Source organism: Streptomyces sp. NPDC001093, from assembly GCF_040298985.1.
GTDB lineage: Bacteria > Actinomycetota > Actinomycetes > Streptomycetales > Streptomycetaceae > Streptomyces.
Window position 1 is genome coordinate 1 of the sequence record NZ_JBEPBF010000048.1, and the last position, 18,435, is coordinate 18,435.

The following is an 18,435-nucleotide window of genomic DNA, read 5'->3' on the forward strand; positions in this document are numbered from 1 at the left end:
CGCGGGACGCCCGCGTCGCATGGGCGGCGCGGAAGGCGGCCACGGCCCGGCGCTCGGCCTCGGCGTCGACGCCGCCGGCGCGCAGGGCGGCACCGAGCCGCGCCTCGAACCCGGAGTCCGCACCGCCCTCGTCCGCCTGGTCCGCGCAGGCGTCGCCGGGCGCGGAGAGGGTGCCGCCGGGGTGCGCACGCCGGCGACCGAAGGGACCGTCGCCGCCGTGCCGTTCACCCATGCCCGTTCCCCGTCCTCGTCCGGCGTACCGGAGACATACCGCTTCCCGGGCCTCGTGCGGGCTCCGGGACCGACCGCGCTCCCGTATCCATACGGCTCGCGGCCGGCACCGTTCATGTCGACTCACCCGGCGTCCGGGTGCCGCCGTCCGTCACACCCTCGTCCGCCGGGTCCGGGACGCCCAGTTGCCGGGCGAGGCGCTTCAGCCCGCGGTGCGCGGCCGTGCGGACGGCGCCGGGGCGCTTGCCGAGGACGCGCGCGGCGGCCGGGCCGTCGAGGCCGACGACCACGCGGAGCATGACGGCCTCGGCCTGGTCGCTGGGCAGGGTGCGCACCAGCTCCAGCGCCCGGGCGGTGGACAGCGACTCCAGGGCCTGGTCGTGGGTGTCGAGCCGGCCGGGCAGCTCCAGCGCGTCCTGCTCCAGCGGCGCGGCCTGGGGCCGTACCCGCCGGCGGCGCAGATGGTCCAGGGCGCGGTGCCTCGCGATGGTCGCGGTCCAGCCGCGGAAGCCGGCGCCGTCGCCCTTGAACCGGCCCAGGTCGCGGGCGATCTCCAGCCAGGCCTCGGACGCCACGTCCTCGGCGTCCTCGCCGACCAGGCCCCGCAGATAGCCGAGCAGGCCGGGCTGCACGATCCGGTAGGCGACCGCGAAGGCGGTCTCGTCGCCGTCCTGGGCCCGCGCGACGGCCGCGCCCAGCTCCCCGTCGTACGCCTGCCGGCGGCGGGGTTCCCCTGCGTGACCCAAGAACCGTCCTCGTCCGTACCGAGCCCACGCCCGCTTCGGACCTGCGCTCGTGCTCGTAGCGAATCCCCAGGGACATCAGCGTCAGGGCTCACGGAAGTGTCACAGCCTTCCGCCCGCCGCGGCCCGCGGCACGGAGACCGGACCGGCAGACGACCGGCGGACCCGCCAACCCGCCTGGCCCATGGGGGAGTTACCGCGGACAGCGGCACGAGTGACCGCCTGGGGCGGGTGGTGTCACCAGTGACGCGGCGGGGCTCCCGGCCGGTCAGCGGGAGCCGGTCGCGTCCCGGCAGAGCAGCCGCAGCGAGCCCTGGCCCTCGTAGGCGCGCCGGGCCTCCTCGATGGGGTCCCAGAGCCGGCCGTCGGGGGTGCGCACCCAGTGGTCGCCGCCGGTCGTCCACCACTCGGCGCCGCTCTGCCGGACGATCACCTCACCGGCGTAGGCACCGAAGCCGCGCAGCACGCTCTCGACGGCGGCGTACGGCGGCCCCTCGCGCCGGATCTCCTCGATCATCCGGTCCACCCGCCACAGGCTCTGCGCCGAGTAGTCGAGCCGCACCCGCGCGCCCTCGCGCATGGTCGCCACGGTGTCCGCGGCCCATCGCACGGGCTTCGCCGCGGCGTGCGGCCTGGTGTCCTGCTGCGCTGTCACGTAATGGGCTGTCACATAGGGAAGAGCGGGCTGGACCGATCATCCGTCACGCCAATTCGAAACGTTTCGCCAACCGTCGCGGAACTACCCCACGTCCACCGCACGACAGGCACAGGACTCACGCACGCAGGGGGGTTTGACCCCCGGATCGCCGTAACCGCGGCGCTGCTCAGGACCCACTGCGGGCCCGCCGTGACACCACCGCGCGCAGGACGCGCCGTCCCTCGATCGACAGGTCCAGCGCGCGGCGCAGGCCCTGCGGACCGTGCTCGGCGAGGAGGTCCAGCACCGCCGTCTGCCGGCGCAGCTCCGCCGCGACCAGCGGAGGCAGGTCCGCCGTCTCCCCCGCCCGCCCGGCGTCGAGCCCCTCGGTCGCCGACGTACCGTCCGCCGCGGGGTCGAGCAGCCGGTGGATGCGCAAGGAGGCGACCGAGCAGGCGTCGGCCCAGGGCCGTACGGCGTCGGCGGTGCGCTCGGCCGGAACGGCCTGCAGCATGCGGCGGGCCAGCCGCACGGCCTCGTCGTCGCCGGGCCCCTCGGCGCCGACGGCTCCCCGGGCCTTCTCCAGGCTCGCGCCCCAGTCGGAGCCATCGGCAAGGCTCGCCCACAGCGGCCGCAGCAGCTCGTCGTCGGCGCCGAGCAGCGGCAGACACCGATCCAAACAAGCCAGCCCGCTGGTGGCCAGTCCGCGTTCGTCGGCCTGTGCGATCCGTTCCACCAGGCTCATGAAATGTCTCCCTCGCCGGGGCGCCGACCGTTACGGAGCCCGCACTTCCCTTTACTGCGTGATACGGCGCGGGAGTGTCACAGCAGATGTTTCCGGCCAAGTCAGCCCAGCCGGTTCGCCAGGTTGCGGAAGTCGGTCCAGGACAGCGCGGGCGCGCCCGGGTCCCACAGCTTCTGCGCGGTGGCCCGCAGCGGCATCCGGATGCCGGCCGCGACCTGGGCCTCGGTCTGGGCGTTCGGGAAGTCGCCCCAGACCGCGAACGCCCCGCCGAGGATCTGGCCGTCGTAGCTCGCCGGTACGGCGGTCGTGCCGCGCAGCACCCGTGGGTTCCACTGCTCGTAGATCCGCTGTCCGGTCGGATAGACGAAGGTCTGCGGCTGGCCGAGGACGTAGTAGAGGAACTCGTCGTTGTAGTTGATGACCTTCCGGCCCGCGCTCAGGTACTCGGCCGGCTGCCGGGCGCCGATCTCCTTGCCGGTCCAGTAGGCGACCTGGAGATCCCCGGCCGCCTGCACGGACGTGCCGCGGTAGAAGCCGTCGTTCCAGGCGCGCATGGTCCTGCCGTGGGCGCGGACGGTGGCGGCACGGTCGTTCAGCCAGCCGGTGGTGAGGTCGGCGACGGTGCCGCCGGAGCCGTACTTCTGCCGGGCGGCGGCCGCGAGCTGCGGATAGGAGGCCTGCGGGTCCTTCATGGTCAGCGCCTGGTACTCGTCGCCCCCGAGGTGCCACTGGTTGCCGGTGAACAGCCCCGCGTACTCGTTCAGCAGATCGTCCACGAGCTTGGCGGAGGCGGGCTTGGAGATGTCGATGGCGCCCTTGGTCACAACCTCGCTCGCGTTGCGCAGCTTCAGGTCGGGGTGGGCGGCGAGGACGGCGCCCAGGTGCCCCGGCGAGTCGATCTCGGGCACGACGGTGATGTGCCGGCTGCCGGCCAGGTCCACGATCCGCTTGACCTGTGCCTTGGTCAGATGGTTGGCGGAGACGATCTCGGGGTGGGTGCTGGACTCGATCCGGAACGCCTGGTCGTCGGAGAAGTGCAGCCCCAGTTCGTTGAACTTCAGGTCCCCCAGCTCCCGTATTCGGTCCTCTATCCAGGACTCGGAGTACGGTTTGCGCGCGATGTCCAGGTTGAACCCGCGCACCGGCTTGGCCGGCTCGTCCCGTACGACCCCCTCCGGGGCCGTGCCGCCGCCGTGCACCTCCTGCTTCAGGGTGCGGGTGCCGTAGAAGACGCCGGCGTCGCCGGGGCCGCTGATGTCGACCCGCCCGTCGCGGACGGTCATGGTGTACGACTCCTGGTTCCCGCCCCCGCCGCCGAGCGCCAGCCGGAGGTCCCCCGCCCGCACGTCGTCCTTCTCCCCCGCGTAGGTCAGCCCCAGCTCCCCGGCTATCAGCCGCCCCTCGTCGGCCAGCTCCCCGTCGCTGATCACCACCCGGTCCGCCTTCTGCGGCTTCCAGCCGGGCCCGCGCGCCGGTGTGTGGGAGCGCACCGCGGGTATCGTCCGCGGCGCCTGGGACAGCGGATAGGGCCGGCTGGGCGTCGGACGCGCCGACGGCGCGCCCACCCCGCCGGAAGCGGTACCGGCCACCCGGCCGGACGACGACTGCCGGGCACCCCCTTGCGACGCCCCGCCGCCCGCGCCCGACGAGGCCCACACGCCGACCCCCGTGCCGACCGCGACCGTCCCGAGGACCGCCGCGGCCACGACCGCCCGCTTGCGTATCACCTGGTGCGCCGAGGCACGGCGCTTGTGCTGGGTCACCCCGCCAACGTACGACCGATCCGGGCGTCACCCGTCACCCAGACGTTCCGAAACTCTCCCGTTCGGGTGAATTTCAGGCATCACACAGACACACAGTGACCACTCTCGATAACCTGACGACACACCTTTCACAGCATCCCCTGCCACGCCACATGTGACGCGAGGACCCACGCTGCCCGCCCACCGTCTTCCGTATCTCCCCAAGCCCCTCGACGCCTTCAACGCCGCACCCGCCGACGAGGCACGCGCCCTCCTGCTGCACTGCCTCCACAGCCTGCGCTGGTCCCACCGCGTCGCGGACCACCGCCCCTACCCCGACCTGGACTCCCTCCTGGCCGCGGCGGACGAGGCGGCGTACGACCTTTCCCCGGGTGACCTGTCGGAGGCCCTGGCCGGGGAGTCCCTCCCGGACCTGCCCGAGGACACCTACTCGGCGGCCCACATGGCCCTGAGCGCGGCACACGCGGCCTACGAGGCCAGGTTCGGACACGCGTTCGTCATCTACCTGGGCGACATCCACCCGGACGAATCCCTCGACCGCATCCTCGAAGCGATCCGATCACGATTGACGAACGATCCGGAGGAGGAACGGGTGATAGCGGCGGAGGAGCTCCGGCGCCTGGCGAGAAGCAGACTGGGCACCTGCCTGAGGGGCGCGGGGCCTTGTCCGTCAGCGGCTCCGCCGCGGGGCGCGACCAGCCCCAACGCGCCCGCAGTCGGCAAGTAACAGGACACACCACCCCAGTAGCCGCGCGCCCGCTCCCCCATCCGGTGCCAATTTGATCACACAAGGTAGGCCCCCCGTAAGGCACAACGCGGCGCATGGCTACGATGCTGGGGGCCGGTGGACCGTACCCGGCCGGGCCCGCCCGACACCGAAGCCGGCGCGGCCCCAATCCCCGCTCCCGGAGGGACTTCCGTGCCGGCTGGAACGCTGTACCGCGGCCGGGAAGGAATGTGGTCCTGGGTGGCTCACCGAGTCACCGGCGTCCTCATTTTCTTCTTCCTGTTCGTTCACGTGCTGGACACCGCTCTCGTGCGTGTCTCCCCCGAGGACTACGACAAGGTCGTAGCCACGTACAAGACGCCGATCGTCGCGCTGCTGGAGTACGGCCTCGTCGCCGCCATCCTCTTCCACGCGCTCAACGGCCTGCGTGTCATCGCCGTCGACTTCTGGTCGAAGGGCCCGCGCTACCAGAAGCAGATGTTCTGGACCGTGATGGGTGTCTGGGTCGTCCTGATGGCGGGGGCGATCTACCCCGTCCTCGGCCACGCCGCTCGTGTTCTGTTCGGGAGCTGAGGCCCATGTCCACGACTGAAACCACCGCGTCCGGAATCGGCCCCGTCGAGGGCGCCCCCGTCTACAGCGCCGACAACCCGGCCCCGCTGATCGAGGCGCCGCGCAAGCGCACCAAGAAGACCCCGAAGTCGACCCGGGGCAACTTCGAGCTGGCGGCCTGGCTCTTCATGCGCCTGTCCGGCATCGTGCTGGTCGTCCTGGTCATCGGCCACCTGCTGATCCAGCTCGTGCTGGACGGCGGTGTCTCCAAGATCGGCTTCGCCTTCGTGGCCGGCCGCTGGGCCTCCCCCTGGTGGCAGGTCTGGGACCTGCTGATGCTGTGGCTCGCGATGCTGCACGGCGCCAACGGCCTGCGCACGGTCATCAACGACTACGCGGAGCGCGCGAGCTCCCGCATGTGGCTGAAGGCCCTGCTGTACACCGCCACGGTGTGGACCATCCTGCTGGGCACGCTGGTGATCTTCACCTTCGACCCGAACATCCGCTAGGCACGGGGCTGCGAGAATCATGAAGATCCACAAGTACGACACCGTCATCGTCGGCGCCGGCGGCGCGGGCATGCGTGCCGCCATCGAGGCGACGAAGCGCAGCCGCACCGCCGTGCTGACCAAGCTCTACCCCACCCGCTCCCACACGGGCGCCGCGCAGGGCGGCATGGCCGCCGCGCTCGCCAACGTGGAGGAGGACAACTGGGAGTGGCACACCTTCGACACGGTCAAGGGCGGTGACTACCTGGTCGACCAGGACGCCGCCGAGATCCTGGCGAAGGAGGCCATCGACGCCGTCCTCGACCTGGAGAAGATGGGTCTGCCGTTCAACCGCACCAAGGACGGCACCATCGACCAGCGCCGCTTCGGCGGTCACTCCCGCAACCACGGCGAGGCCCCGGTCCGCCGGTCCTGCTACGCCGCGGACCGCACCGGCCACATGATCCTCCAGACGCTGTACCAGAACTGCGTCAAGGAGGGCGTGGAGTTCTTCAACGAGTTCTACGTCCTGGACCAGCTGATCACCGAGGTCGACGGCGTCAAGAAGTCCGCCGGTGTCGTCGCCTACGAGCTGGCGACCGGCGAGATCCACATCTTCCAGGCGAAGGCCGTCATCTACGCCTCCGGCGGCTGCGGCAAGTTCTTCAAGGTGACGTCGAACGCCCACACGCTGACCGGTGACGGTCAGGCGGCGGTCTACCGGCGCGGGCTCCCGCTGGAGGACATGGAGTTCTTCCAGTTCCACCCGACCGGCATCTGGCGCATGGGCATCCTGCTCACCGAGGGTGCGCGCGGCGAGGGCGGCATCCTGCGCAACAAGGACGGCGAGCGCTTCATGGAGAAGTACGCTCCCGTCATGAAGGACCTGGCGTCCCGTGACGTCGTGTCCCGGTCCATCTACACGGAGATCCGTGAGGGCCGCGGCTGCGGTCCCGAGGGCGACCACGTCTACCTGGACCTCACCCACCTGCCGCCGGAGCAGCTGGACGCCAAGCTGCCCGACATCACCGAGTTCGCGCGGACCTACCTCGGCATCGAGCCGTACACGGACCCGATCCCGATCCAGCCGACCGCGCACTACGCGATGGGCGGCATCCCGACCAACGTCGAGGGTGAGGTCCTGTCGGACAACACCACCGTCGTCCCGGGTCTGTACGCGGCCGGCGAGGTCGCCTGTGTCTCCGTGCACGGCGCCAACCGCCTCGGCACCAACTCGCTGCTGGACATCAACGTCTTCGGCCGCCGCGCGGGCATCGCCGCCGCCGAGTACGCCCACACGGCGGACTACGTCGAGCTGCCGGAGAACCCGGAGTCGTTCGTCGTCGAGCAGATCGAGCGGCTGCGCAACTCCACCGGCACCGAGCGGGTGGCGACCCTGCGCCGCGAGCTGCAGGAGACCATGGACGCCAACGTCATGGTGTTCCGCACCGAGCAGACGATCAAGACGGCCGTCGAGAAGATCGCCGAGCTGCGCGAGCGCTACAAGAACGTCGCGATCCAGGACAAGGGCAAGCGGTTCAACACCGACCTGCTGGAGGCCATCGAGCTGGGCAACCTGCTGGACCTGGCCGAGGTCATGGCCGTCTCGGCGCTGGCCCGCAAGGAGTCCCGCGGCGGTCACTACCGCGAGGACTACCCGAACCGCGACGACGTCAACTTCATGCGCCACACCATGGCGTACCGCGAGGTCGGCGCCGACGGCTCGGAAACCGTCCGTCTCGACTACAAGCCGGTCGTCCAGACCCGCTACCAGCCGATGGAGCGTAAGTACTGATGGCTACCCCTGTTCTGGACAAGGAAGAGGCGGCCGGCAAGCCCGAGCCCGGTTTCGCCGACTCCCCCTACATCACGGTCACCTTCCGGATCCGCCGGTTCAACCCGGAGGTCTCGGCGGAGGCGGCCTGGGAAGACTTCCAGCTGGAGATCGACCCGAAGGAGCGTGTCCTCGACGGCCTCCACAAGATCAAGTGGGACCTCGACGGCACCCTCACCTTCCGCCGCTCGTGCGCGCACGGCATCTGCGGCTCGGACGCGATGCGGATCAACGGCAAGAACCGCCTTGCCTGCAAGACGCTGATCAAGGACATCAACCCCGAGAAGCCGATCACGATCGAGGCCATCAAGGGCCTGACGGTCCTGAAGGACCTGGTCGTGGACATGGAGCCGTTCTTCCAGGCGTACCGGGACGTCATGCCGTTCCTGGTCACCAAGGACACGAACGAGCCGACCCGTGAGCGGCTGCAGTCGGCCGAGGACCGCGAGCGGTTCGACGACACGACGAAGTGCATCCTCTGCGCGGCCTGCACCTCCTCCTGCCCGGTGTTCTGGAACGACGGCCAGTACTTCGGTCCGGCCGCGATCGTGAACGCCCACCGCTTCATCTTCGACAGCCGTGACGAGGCGGGCGAGCAGCGCCTGGAGATCCTCAACGACCGTGACGGCGTGTGGCGTTGCCGTACGACCTTCAACTGCACGGACGCCTGCCCGCGCGGTATCGAGGTCACCAAGGCGATCCAGGAAGTGAAGCGCGCGCTGATCACGCGCCGCTACTGATCCTGCCGGTCCGGCGCCGAGGGCCCCGCTTCCGATCCTCCGGAAGCGGGGCCCTCGGGCGTTTTCGACCGGGTTTGCGCGGTTTGTATTCCCCGCGGCTCTAATCTGACGACATGGCAGACGATGAGTCCTACGAGCTGCTCGGTTTCGACAACGTGCTGCTTCCCGTCGGCGACCTCGGCGAGGCCGTCGGCTTCTACGAGCGGGCCGGATTCACCGTGGGGTTCCGCTTCGACGAGGGCGGTATCGCGTTGCTGAAGGTCGGGGGCGAGACACCCGGGATCCTGCTGCAGGCGGAGGAGGCGGTGGGGCGCCGGACCCCGCCCTGGCCCTCGCCGCGTGTCTGGCTGGAGGTACCGGACGCCCGGGCGGCGGCGCGGGAGCTGGCCGCCGCCGGCATCCCGCCGCTGGACGGGGTCTTCCAGGTGGTCACCGGCTGGACCGTGGAGTTCGCCGACCCGTGGGGCAACATCCTCGGACTCACGGACTACACCAAGCGCCCGGAGCTGGGCCGCCGAAGCTGACCACCCGGGGCGCCCGAGCCACTCGTTAGGCTCTCTGCCGTGCCCGCGAAGAACGACGGCCCCGAGACGGCCGGCTCCCCCAGCAGCAAGTCCGAGCCCAGCAGCAAGTCCGAGCAGACCCGCGCGCTGATCCTTCAGACCGCGATGCGGTTGTTCCAGGAGCGCGGGTACGACAAGACCACCATGCGGGCCATCGCCAAGGAGGCCGGGGTCTCCGTCGGCAACGCCTACTACTACTTCGAGGGCAAGGAGCACCTGATCCAGGGCTTCTACGACCGGATCGCCGCCGAGCACCAGCGGGCGGTCCGCGAGGTCCTGGACCGGGAGACCGACCTGGAGGCACGGCTCGCGGGCGTGCTGACCGTCTGGCTCGACATCGCCCGGCCCTACCACGAGTTCGCCGTGCAGTTCTTCAAGAACGCCGCCGACCCCGACAGCCCGCTCAGCCCCTTCTCCCCGGAGAGCGAGCACGCCCGTGAGCAGGCCATCGCCGTCCACCGCGAGGTGCTGGCCGGCTCGAAGTCCAAGGTTCCGGCCGAACTCCGTGATGTCCTGCCGGAGTTGATGTGGCTCGCCCAGATGGGCCTCGTCCTGTACTGGGTCTTCGACCGGACGCAAGGGCGCGAGCGCAGTTACCGGCTGGCCCGGCGCGGGGCCCGGCTGACCGCCCGTGGCGTGGCGCTCGCCCGCTTCCGCGTGCTGCGCCCCCTGGTCCTGGAGATCCATGAGCTGTTCACGGACTTCCTGCCCGGCATGACGAAGGCACTGCCGGACCCACGGACCACGGGGGCCGAGGGGACCAAGGGGCACGCGGAGCAGGCCGGCTGATCAGATCCACTGCAGACGCCACAGGCGGAAGACACCCGTGCCGTCGTCCAGGTACTGGCTGCCGCCCACGTCCTCGGTGCTGACCACGTACTCCTTGCGCTGCCACAGCGGGATCAGCGGGACGTCCTGGGCGACGTCCGCCTGGATGTCCCTGAAGTCGTTCGCGGTCCGGCTGCGGTCGGCGTACTGCTGGCTGTCCAGGATGAGATGGTCGACCAGCTTGTTGCTGTACCCGGTGCTCATCGTGGAGCCGGTGCCGACGAGCGCGGCGCCGAAGGTGTCCGGGTCGGGATAGTCGGGCACCCAGCCGACCGCCCACGCGTCGATCTTGCCGGTGGCCCAGCGTTTCTGGAAGTCGGTCCACTCGTACCCCTGGACGTCCACCTTGAACAGGCCGCCGGCCTCCAGCTGCCTCTCCAGCGCCGCGGCCTCCTGCTCACCCGCGCCCCGGCTCCTGCCGTAGCCGAAGGTGAACCGGACGGGCAGGGACACCCCCGCCTGGGTGAGCAGCGCCCGCGCCTTCTGCACGCTCTGCCTCGGGTAGTCGTCGAAGAACGAGGTGGTGTGGCCGGTGATGCCGGTCGGGATCAGCGAGTACAGCGGGTCGACCGTGCCCTCGTAGACCGTCGAGGCGAGCTCCTCGCGGTTGACCAGCCAGGCCATCGCGCGGCGCACCCGCACGTCGCGCAAGGGCGAGTCGGCGCGCGTGTTGAGGTACAGGTTGCGGGTCTCGGCGCTGTCGGACTCGGTGACCCGCTGGTTGGGGTCGCTCGGGTTCAGCGCGGAGAGCACGCCGGGCGGCAGCTCCCGGGTGGCGACGTCGACCTGCCTGGCCTTCCAGGCGCTGTCGAGCTTCGCGGAGTCCGCGTAGTAGCGCAGCTCGATCGGGCGGCCGGTGCCGCTGAGGTAGCCCTTGTAGCTGGCGTTCGGCTGGAGGACGGCCTTCTCGTTCCTGGTGTACGACGTCAGGGTGTACGGGCCGGTGCCGTCGACGGCGGTGTCCTTGCGCAGGGAGTCGGCCGGGTACTTGTCCTTGTCCACGATCGCGCCGGCGCCCGTGGCGACCTTCAGCGGCCAGGTGGCGTCCGCGGACGACAGGTGGAAGGTGACCGTCGTCGCGTTGTCGGCGGTGACCGAGGCGAGCGTGGAGAACAGCGATGACGGGCCGACATCGGAGTTGATCTTCTTGACCCGGTCGAACGAGTACTTGACGTCCTCGGCCGTCATCGCGCGTCCGCTCGGGAAGGTGATCCCGGAGCGGAGCGTGCACTGGTACGTCCGCAGACCGCTGCCCTGGAAGGCACAGCTCGTCGCCGCGTCCGGGACCGGCTCGACGCCGCCCGGCTCGAACGTCAGCAGCGACTGGAAGACGTTGCTGAACAAAGCCCAGGAGCCGGCGTCGTAGGCGCCCGCCGGGTCGAGGTTCGTGACGGCGTCCGTCGTACCGACCGCGATGGTTTTGTCCTTGTTGTTCTGCGACGGCAGCAGTTGCCAGCCGCCGATTCCCGCGATCGCGAGCACGAGCAGTGCCACGAGAACGCGCATGCGAACAGATCGCATGGTGGTGCCCTCCCCAGGCCCCTTCAAAGGCCCTACCCCTGGCCAGCACGATTTCGCCACTCCCCTAGTGGCGCGGCTCACCTAATCACACGGGTTTCGCCCGGGGGAAGGGCTTTCTGACCAGATGGGGAAAGAACTTACCGAGGCGTTGTTTCCCCCGGGTTTCACAGCGCCTTCACAGGTGTGGGAGCGGTTTCGGCCAGGGGGGTACGGCGGCCCGGTGCGAAGTCCCGGGTGTCCGCTATGACGTACGGCTATGACGTACGGCGCAGTGCCCGCAGTCCGCGCAACCCGATGACCCCGACGGCCGTCCCCAATACGAAGGAAACGACCGCCAGCAGCAGGTGCACCCAGAAGTACGCGGTCGGGTGACCGTTGTCGAAGGCGAGCCCGCTGCTGTCCTTGACCAGGTTCTTGACGAAAGTGACCCAGATGACCCAGGACCACACCCCGAAAGCGAGCAGGAACCAGGAGACCGGGCGGCTGAGCTTCATGCGACCAGTATCGCCGTTCGCCGTCCGGTTCCGTGTCGGGGGTGAGGCGGGTCATGGGACTTCACGGCCGACAAAAGGTACGTTCTCGACCGTGCCCGCTCCGATGAAGACCGGTCGGCGATCCCTGCTGGTCACCTCCGCCACCCTGCTGTGCCTGTCCGCCACCGCACCCGCCGCCCTCGCCGCCCCGTCCCCCCCGGCCGGTCCGACGGCCACGCCCCCGGCCGCCATGTCGACCGTGGGCGGCGTCCGGCTCGGGCAGCCCGGCACACAGGTCAATCTCGCGCCCGGGGTCCCGGTGCTGCCGAAGGACCTCACCGCGCGCTCCTGGATCGTCAGCGACGCCGAGTCGGGGGAGGTGCTCGCCGCGCACAACGCGCACTGGCGGCTGCCCCCGGCGAGCACGCTGAAGATGCTCTTCGCGGACACCCTGCTGCCCCGCTTCCCGAGGGAGGAGAGGCACAAGGTCGCGCCGTCCGACCTCGCGGGCATGGGCGCCGGCTCCAGCGTGGTCGGGATAAAGGAAGGGCACACCTACAGCGTCCACGACCTGTGGCTCGGGGTCTTCCTGCGCTCGGGCAACGACGCGGTGCACGTGCTGTCCGCGATGAACGAGGGTGTCGCACAGACCGTCAAGGACATGCAGGCTCACGCCGACGAACTGCAGGCCCAGGACACGCACGTGGTCTCGCCCGACGGCTACGACGAGCCGGGCCAGCTGTCCTCGGCGTACGACCTGACGCTGTTCGCCCGGTCCGGGCTGCAGAAGAAGGACTTCCGCGACTACTGCTCGACCGTCAGCGCCAGGTTCGAGTCGGGCGAGATCCGCAACACCAACCGGCTGCTGAGCGGTGACACCGATGTGCCCGTCTACCAGGGCATCGCGGGTGTGAAGAACGGCAACACCACCAACGCGGGCGCCACCTTCACCGGGGTCGCCGAACGCAACGGCAGGGTGCTGCTGGTCACGGTGATGCATCCGGAGAAGGCCGCGCACAACGAGGTCTACAAGGAGACGGCCAAGCTGTTCGACTGGGGCTTCCAGGCGGCCGGCAAGGTCAGTCCGGTGGGCGAGCTGGTGCCGCCGAAGAGCGCCCTGCCGAGCCCTGGGCCCAGCGGCTCCGGCGGGAAGGCGGGCAAGGACGGGTCCGGGACCAGGCCGGTGGCCGGCGCCGCCACCGGCTCCGGCTCCGGCGTCGGCACCGCCGCGGCCATCACCGGCGGGGTGCTGGTGCTCCTCGCGGGCGCGGCGTTCCTGGTCAATCGCCGGTGGCCGCTGCCGGACCTGATGCGCCGTCGGCCGCGTCCGTGACGCACGCGGGTTCGGCCGCCGCACTCGGCGTCGCCGTCCAGGAGGCGCAGAACAGCACCAGTTTCGCGGTGAAGTTGATCCACAGCAGCAGCGCCACGGGGACGCCGAACGCGCCGTACATGCTCTTCGCGGCGACTCCCTGGATATAGCCGCTGAGCAGCAGCTTCAGCAGCTCGAAGCCGACCGCGCCGAGCAGCGCCGCGACCACCAGGCGGCGGCGCGGCGGCTCGACACCGGGCAGCAGGGTCAGGACGTAGAGCAGGACGAGGAAGTCGGCGAGCGCGGCGACGGCGAACGCGGCGATCCGCAGCAGCAGGCTCCCCCAGCTGTGCGCGGCCAGGCCGAGTTGGCGCGACACCAGGCCGACGGCGGCCGAGGCCAGCGTGGACGCGGCGAGCGTGACCAGCAGGGCCCCGCCGAGGCCGAGGAGGATGCCGGCGTCCTTGGCCTTGGCCACCACCGGATTCTGCTGCTGCTCCGGCAGCTCCCACACCGCGCGCAGACAGTCCCGCATCTGGCCGACCCAGCCGATGCCGGTGAACAGCAGCAGGGCGCCCGCGATGACACCGACCGTGCCGGCGTTCTGGACGAGCGAGGTCAGGTCCAGCCGGCTGGAGAGGACGCCGGGGAACTGCTCGGCGATCTTGTGCTCGACGGTCTTCTGCCGGTCCGCGCTGAGCGTGGCGGCGCTGATCGCGGCGACCAGGGTCAGCAGCGGGAACAGCGCCACGAAGCTGATGAACGTCATCGCGGCCGCCAGCCGGGTCCACTTCACCCGGTCCAGCCGTTCGTAGCAGTGCCACGCGTGTGTCTCCGTCAGCCGGACCACGATCGGCCCGATGCCGGGGAGTCCCTTCAGCCAGTCCATGATCCGTTCCTGCCCCTGACCGTGCGCTCGTAAGACATCCCACTAATCACCCATTGTGTGGAGCGGCCGAATGTTCAGTAACTAATCCCTCATATCGGGACGATACGGTCACCGACATGCCTGGAGACACAGCCTTCGGCCTCCCCCAGTCCCTGCTCGTCCTCGGCGGCACGTCCGAGATCGCGCTGGCCACCGTGCGCCGGATGATCGCCCGCCGCACCCGCACGGTGTGGCTGGCGGGCCGCCCCTCACCGGCGCTGGAACAGGCCGCCGAGAGCCTGCGTGCACTCGGCGCGGACGCCCGTACCGTCGCCTTCGACGCCCTCGATCCCGAGTCGCACGAGACCGTCCTCGGCAAGGTCTTCGCCGAGGGCGACATCGACCTGGTGCTGCTCGCCTTCGGCATCCTCGGCGACCAGGCCCACGACGAGCGGGACCCGGTACGCGCCGTCCAGGTCGCCCGGACCAACTACACCGGAGCCGTCTCCGCGGGCCTGGTCGCCGCCCGCGCCCTGCAGGACCAGGGGCACGGCTCCCTCGTGGTCCTGTCCTCCGTCGCCGGCGAGCGGGCCCGGCGCGCCGACTTCATCTACGGCTCCAGCAAGGCCGGCCTCGACACCTTCGCCCAGGGCCTCGGCGACGCCCTGCACGGCACGGGCGTGCACGTCATGGTCGTACGGCCCGGGTACGTCGGGGTGGAGGGGCTTCTCACGACGACCCCTCAGGCGGTGGCCACGGCCATCGAACTGGGTCTGCGCAGACGCTCGGAGGTGGTGTGGGTGCCGGGCGCGCTGCGGTGGGTGATGGCGGCGCTGCGGCACATGCCGCGGGCGCTGTTCCGGCGGCTGCCGATCTGAGGCCTTCCTACGACACCGCGCTACGGCCCAAGCCGCGCAGCGCACCGGCCTGCGGCGGTACCACCGTTCCCCCGAACGTGTACTCCCGCAGCTTGCGCCACACCCCGTCGGCGCCCTGCTCGTACAGGGCGAACCCCGTGCACGGCCACTGCGCGTCGAAGCCGGCCAGCTCCTCGAAGGCGCGGTCCATCGCCGCCTCGTCGATGCCGTGCGCGACGGTGACATGCGGGTGGTACGGGAACTGCAGCTCACGCGCCACCGGCCCCGAGGCGGCCCGCACCCGCTGCTGCAGCAGGGTGCAGTCCTCGGCGCCCTGGACGACGCGGACGTAGACCACCGGGGAGAGCGGACGGAACGTGCCGGTGCCGGACAGCCGCATCGGGAACGGCCGTCCGCCCGCGGCGACCTCGGTGAGGTGCGCCTCGACCGCCGCCAGCTCGCTCTCGTCGAGCTCGGTCGGCGGCAGCAGCGTGACATGCGTGGGGATGCCATGAGCCGCGGCGTCGCCGAAGCCCGCGCGCCGCTCCTGGAGCAGGCTGCCGTGAGGCTCCGGGACCGCGATCGACACGCCGATCGTTACGGTCCCCACGTCGTCTCCTGTCGTCGGTCTCTCGTCGGTCTCTCGTCGGACTTGTCGGCCTGTCGTCGCTCTGTGGTCTTGGCGGCCGTCCCGTTTCGTCACGTTCGGGCCGTTGGCTATCGACTGTACGGCCACGGATGTCCCGTGGGCAGGCGCAGCGGAAGTGATGTGCAGCGCTCTGCCGAGCGGGACATGTGTACGGTCGTGCGCCTCGGCGCCGGTCCGTGCTCCTCAGTGCTTCGCCGGCAGGAAACCGACGCGGTCGTAGGCGTGCGCCAGCGTCTCCGCAGCGACCGCGCGCGCCTTCTCCGCGCCCTTGGCCAGGATCGAGTCGAGCGTCTCGGAGTCGTCCAGGTACTGCTGGGTGCGCTCCCGGAAGGGCGTCACGAACTCGACCATCACCTCGGCGAGGTCGGTCTTGAGGGCGCCGTACATCTTGCCCTCGTACTCCCGCTCCAGCTCGGCGATCGAGGTGCCGGTGAGCGTGGAGTAGATGGTGAGGAGGTTCGACACGCCCGGCTTGTTCTCCGCGTCGTAGCGGATCACGGTGTCGGTGTCGGTGACGGCGCTCTTGACCTTCTTGGCGGTGGTCTTCGGCTCGTCGAGCAGGTTGATCAGGCCCTTCGGCGTGGACGCCGACTTGCTCATCTTGATCGACGGGTCCTGCAGGTCGTAGATCTTCGCCGTCTCCTTGAGGATGTACGGCGAGGGGACCGTGAACGTCTGCCCGAAGCGGCCGTTGAAGCGCTCGGCCAGGTCGCGGGTCAGCTCGATGTGCTGGCGCTGGTCCTCGCCGACCGGCACCTCGTTCGCCTGGTAGAGGAGGATGTCGGCGACCTGGAGGATCGGGTAGGTGAACAGGCCGACGGAGGCGCGCTCCGCGCCCTGCTTGGCGGACTTGTCCTTGAACTGGGTCATGCGGCTGGCCTCGCCGAAGCCGGTGAGGCAGTTCATGATCCAGGCGAGCTGGGCGTGCTCGGGGACGTGGCTCTGGACGAAGAGCGTGCAGCGGTCCGGGTCCAGGCCGGCGGCCAGCAGCTGCGCGGCGGCGAGCCGCGTGTTGGCCCGCAGCTCCTTCGGGTCCTGCGGGAGCGTGATCGCGTGCAGGTCGACGACCATGTAGAACGCGTCGTGGGTCTCCTGCAGGGCCACCCACTGGCGGACGGCGCCGAGGTAGTTGCCGAGGTGGAACGAGCCGGCGGTGGGCTGGATGCCGGAGAGCACGCGGGGTCGGTCAGCAGAGGCCATGTTTTTCATTGTCGCAGAGAGCACGGGGGGTTCCGTGCGAGGGGAACTGCGCGTGATCCGTGGTTGCCCGCACAGTTCCCCACACCGCTTACGGGGCGCTTCAGCCCAGGTCGATCTCCGGGTAGAGCGGGAACGCCGCCACCAGGTCGGTCGCTCGCTGAGCGATCTCCTGGGCGACCTTCTCGTCCAGGACGTGGGCCGCCTTGCTCGGGGCGCCCGACTTGGTGGTGCCCGGCTCGGTGGTGGTGAGGACGCGGTCGATCAGGCCCGCCACCTCGTCCATCTCCGCGGTCCCCAGGCCGCGGGTCGTCAGCGCGGGGGTGCCGATGCGGATGCCGGAGGTGTACCAGGCGCCGTTGGGGTCGGCCGGGATGGCGTTGCGGTTGGTGACGATGCCCGAGTCGAGGAGGGCGGCCTCGGCCTGGCGGCCGGTGAGGCCGTAGGAGGTGGCGACGTCGATCAGGTTCAGGTGGTTGTCGGTGCCGCCGGTCACCAGCGTGGCGCCGCGCCGCATCAGGCCCTCGGCCAGGGCGCGGGAGTTGTCGACGATGCGCTGGGCGTAGTCCTGGAAGGCGGGCCGACGGGCTTCCGCGAGGGCGACGGCCTTGGCGGCCATGACGTGCGGCAGCGGGCCGCCGAGGACCATCGGGCAGCCGCGGTCCACCTGGTCCTTCAGGGAGTCGTCGCACAGGACCATGCCGCCGCGCGGGCCGCGCAGCGACTTGTGGGTGGTGGTGGTCACGATCTGGGCGTGCGGGACCGGGTCGAAGTCGCCGGTCAGGACCTTGCCCGCGACCAGGCCCGCGAAGTGCGCCATGTCGACCATGAGGGTCGCGCCGACCTCGTCGGCGATCTCGCGCATGATCCGGAAGTTCACCAGACGGGGGTACGCCGAATAGCCCGCCACGATGATCAGCGGCTTGAACTCGCGGGCCTGGGCGCGCAGGGCCTCGTAGTCGATGAGGCCGGTGGCCGGGTCGGTGCCGTAGGAACGCTGGTCGAACATCTTGCCGGAGATGTTCGGGCGGAAGCCGTGGGTGAGGTGGCCGCCGGCGTCCAGGGACATGCCGAGCATGCGCTGGTTGCCGAAGGCCTGGCGCAGTTCGGCCCAGTCGGCCTCGGTGAGGTCGTTGACCTGGCGGGCGCCGGTCTTCTGCAGGAAGGGGGCCTCCACGCGGTCGGCGAGGACGGCCCAGAAGGCCACGAGGTTGGCGTCGATGCCGGAGTGCGGCTGGACGTAGGCGTGGCGGGCGCCGAAGAGCTCGCGGGCGTGCTCGGCGGCCAGGGCCTCCACGGTGTCGACGTTGCGGCAGCCGGCGTAGAAGCGGCGGCCGACGGTGCCCTCGGCGTACTTGTCGCTGAACCAGTTGCCCATGGCCAGGAGCGTGGCCGGGGACGCGTAGTTCTCGGAGGCGATCAGCTTGAGCATCGCGCGCTGGTCGGTGACCTCCTGGCCGATCGCGTCGGCGACGCGCGGTTCGACCGCGCGGACGACGTCGAGGGCCGCGCGGAAGGCGGTGGACTCGGTGGAGAGGGGCTGCTGCTCTGGCATGAGGACCTCCGGACGGCGTGTGTACAGCGTTCACGTTCGGCCCAGGCGCACGGCACACATCACACTCGGGCCGCTCCCCGATGGTCCGTCCCATCCCAGCGCGCCAGTCACGGCCCGGTGATCAGCCTACCGGGCGAGCCGGACGGCGCAGG

Annotated in this window: 19 protein-coding genes, 1 pseudogene and 1 riboswitch; of the genes and pseudogenes, 9 read left to right on the forward strand and 11 right to left on the reverse strand. The window is 70.5% G+C overall.

Translation table 11 applies throughout. The features are described from left to right. The 5 genes and pseudogenes from ABT288_RS23550 to ABT288_RS23570 form a co-directional block, all read right to left on the reverse strand. Positions 1-232, reverse strand: a pseudogene (locus ABT288_RS23550) (hypothetical protein); the annotation flags it as partial. Between the two features lie 112 nt (positions 233-344). Beyond that, entirely contained in the window at positions 345-977 is a 633-nt protein-coding gene (locus tag ABT288_RS23555; RefSeq protein ID WP_351611041.1) for an RNA polymerase sigma factor, read from the reverse strand. Positions 978-1,242: 265 nt separating this feature from the next. Continuing rightward, positions 1,243-1,629 carry a hypothetical protein gene (locus ABT288_RS23560; RefSeq protein ID WP_351611043.1) on the reverse strand — a complete coding sequence of 129 codons (387 nt, stop codon included), beginning with the start codon at positions 1,627-1,629 and terminating at the stop codon, positions 1,243-1,245. 169 nt (positions 1,630-1,798) lie between these two features. Further along, positions 1,799-2,356 (reverse strand): hypothetical protein, encoded by a 558-nt coding sequence (locus tag ABT288_RS23565; RefSeq protein WP_351611044.1) that lies wholly within the window; start codon positions 2,354-2,356, stop codon positions 1,799-1,801. A gap of 101 nt (positions 2,357-2,457) precedes the next feature. Then, positions 2,458-4,119: a beta-N-acetylhexosaminidase gene (locus ABT288_RS23570; RefSeq protein ID WP_351611046.1), complete on the reverse strand. Its 1,662-nt coding sequence runs from the start codon at positions 4,117-4,119 to the stop codon at positions 2,458-2,460. A 154-nt stretch (positions 4,120-4,273) separates the two neighbouring features. On the opposite strand from ABT288_RS23570, the gene ABT288_RS23575 reads away from it, so the two are divergent. The 7 genes from ABT288_RS23575 (at position 4,274) to ABT288_RS23605 (ending at position 9,812) form a co-directional block, all read left to right on the forward strand. Next, positions 4,274-4,846, forward strand: coding sequence for a 2-oxo-4-hydroxy-4-carboxy-5-ureidoimidazoline decarboxylase (locus tag ABT288_RS23575; protein WP_351611048.1), 573 nt, complete (start codon positions 4,274-4,276; stop codon positions 4,844-4,846). A gap of 192 nt (positions 4,847-5,038) precedes the next feature. Further along, positions 5,039-5,419, forward strand: a complete 381-nt coding sequence (gene sdhC, locus ABT288_RS23580; RefSeq protein WP_076087831.1) for a succinate dehydrogenase, cytochrome b556 subunit — start codon at positions 5,039-5,041, stop codon at positions 5,417-5,419. A 5-nt stretch (positions 5,420-5,424) separates the two neighbouring features. After that, positions 5,425-5,907: a succinate dehydrogenase hydrophobic membrane anchor subunit gene (locus ABT288_RS23585; RefSeq protein WP_351611050.1), complete on the forward strand. Its 483-nt coding sequence runs from the start codon at positions 5,425-5,427 to the stop codon at positions 5,905-5,907. 19 nt (positions 5,908-5,926) lie between these two features. Continuing rightward, complete coding sequence (gene sdhA, locus ABT288_RS23590; protein ID WP_351611052.1) at positions 5,927-7,681, forward strand: succinate dehydrogenase flavoprotein subunit; 1,755 nt, start codon at positions 5,927-5,929, stop codon at positions 7,679-7,681. Further along, positions 7,681-8,460: a succinate dehydrogenase iron-sulfur subunit gene (locus tag ABT288_RS23595; RefSeq protein WP_351611055.1), complete on the forward strand. Its 780-nt coding sequence runs from the start codon at positions 7,681-7,683 to the stop codon at positions 8,458-8,460. The genes sdhA and ABT288_RS23595 overlap by 1 nt, the downstream gene beginning before the upstream one ends. 113 nt (positions 8,461-8,573) lie before the next feature. Next, a complete protein-coding gene (locus ABT288_RS23600) occupies positions 8,574-8,984 on the forward strand; it encodes a VOC family protein (RefSeq protein WP_351611057.1) in 411 nt (136 codons plus the stop codon). Positions 8,985-9,023: 39 nt separating this feature from the next. Next, on the forward strand, positions 9,024-9,812 hold the full coding sequence (locus ABT288_RS23605) for a TetR/AcrR family transcriptional regulator (protein WP_351611059.1): 789 nt from the start codon (positions 9,024-9,026) through the stop codon (positions 9,810-9,812). Here the strand turns inward: ABT288_RS23605 and ABT288_RS23610 are convergent, their stop codons facing one another. Together ABT288_RS23610 and ABT288_RS23615 are read right to left on the reverse strand one after the other, a co-directional pair. Beyond that, entirely contained in the window at positions 9,813-11,357 is a 1,545-nt protein-coding gene (locus ABT288_RS23610) for an ABC transporter substrate-binding protein (protein ID WP_351611061.1), read from the reverse strand. 269 nt (positions 11,358-11,626) lie between these two features. Next, positions 11,627-11,866 carry an SCO4848 family membrane protein gene (locus ABT288_RS23615; protein WP_351611063.1) on the reverse strand — a complete coding sequence of 80 codons (240 nt, stop codon included), beginning with the start codon at positions 11,864-11,866 and terminating at the stop codon, positions 11,627-11,629. 91 nt (positions 11,867-11,957) lie between these two features. Here ABT288_RS23615 and ABT288_RS23620 point away from each other — a divergent pair, with 91 nt between their 5' ends. Beyond that, entirely contained in the window at positions 11,958-13,178 is a 1,221-nt protein-coding gene (locus ABT288_RS23620; RefSeq protein ID WP_351611066.1) for a D-alanyl-D-alanine carboxypeptidase family protein, read from the forward strand. On the opposite strand, the gene ABT288_RS23625 is transcribed toward ABT288_RS23620, so the two are convergent. After that, the gene (locus ABT288_RS23625) at positions 13,126-14,046 is read right to left on the reverse strand and encodes a YihY/virulence factor BrkB family protein (RefSeq protein ID WP_351611069.1); all 921 of its coding nucleotides are present in this window, start codon (positions 14,044-14,046) and stop codon (positions 13,126-13,128) included. The two genes, ABT288_RS23620 and ABT288_RS23625, sit on opposite strands and share 53 nt — an antisense overlap. A 116-nt stretch (positions 14,047-14,162) precedes the next feature. Between ABT288_RS23625 and dprE2 the strand changes: the two genes are divergently transcribed. After that, positions 14,163-14,903 (forward strand): decaprenylphospho-beta-D-erythro-pentofuranosid-2-ulose 2-reductase, encoded by a 741-nt coding sequence (gene dprE2, locus ABT288_RS23630; RefSeq protein ID WP_351611072.1) that lies wholly within the window; start codon positions 14,163-14,165, stop codon positions 14,901-14,903. Between the two features lie 7 nt (positions 14,904-14,910). On the opposite strand, the gene ABT288_RS23635 is transcribed toward dprE2, so the two are convergent. From ABT288_RS23635 to ABT288_RS23645, 3 genes are all read right to left on the reverse strand, one after another. Continuing rightward, the gene (locus ABT288_RS23635; protein WP_351611075.1) at positions 14,911-15,492 is read right to left on the reverse strand and encodes a 2'-5' RNA ligase family protein; all 582 of its coding nucleotides are present in this window, start codon (positions 15,490-15,492) and stop codon (positions 14,911-14,913) included. A gap of 222 nt (positions 15,493-15,714) precedes the next feature. After that, positions 15,715-16,740, reverse strand: a complete 1,026-nt coding sequence (gene trpS / locus ABT288_RS23640; protein WP_450859816.1) for a tryptophan--tRNA ligase — start codon at positions 16,738-16,740, stop codon at positions 15,715-15,717. A gap of 91 nt (positions 16,741-16,831) precedes the next feature. Further along, positions 16,832-18,283 (reverse strand): glycine hydroxymethyltransferase, encoded by a 1,452-nt coding sequence (locus tag ABT288_RS23645; RefSeq protein ID WP_351611080.1) that lies wholly within the window; start codon positions 18,281-18,283, stop codon positions 16,832-16,834. A gap of 32 nt (positions 18,284-18,315) precedes the next feature. Further along, positions 18,316-18,404: riboswitch (ZMP/ZTP riboswitch) on the reverse strand. Between the last annotated feature and the right edge of the window lie 31 nt (positions 18,405-18,435).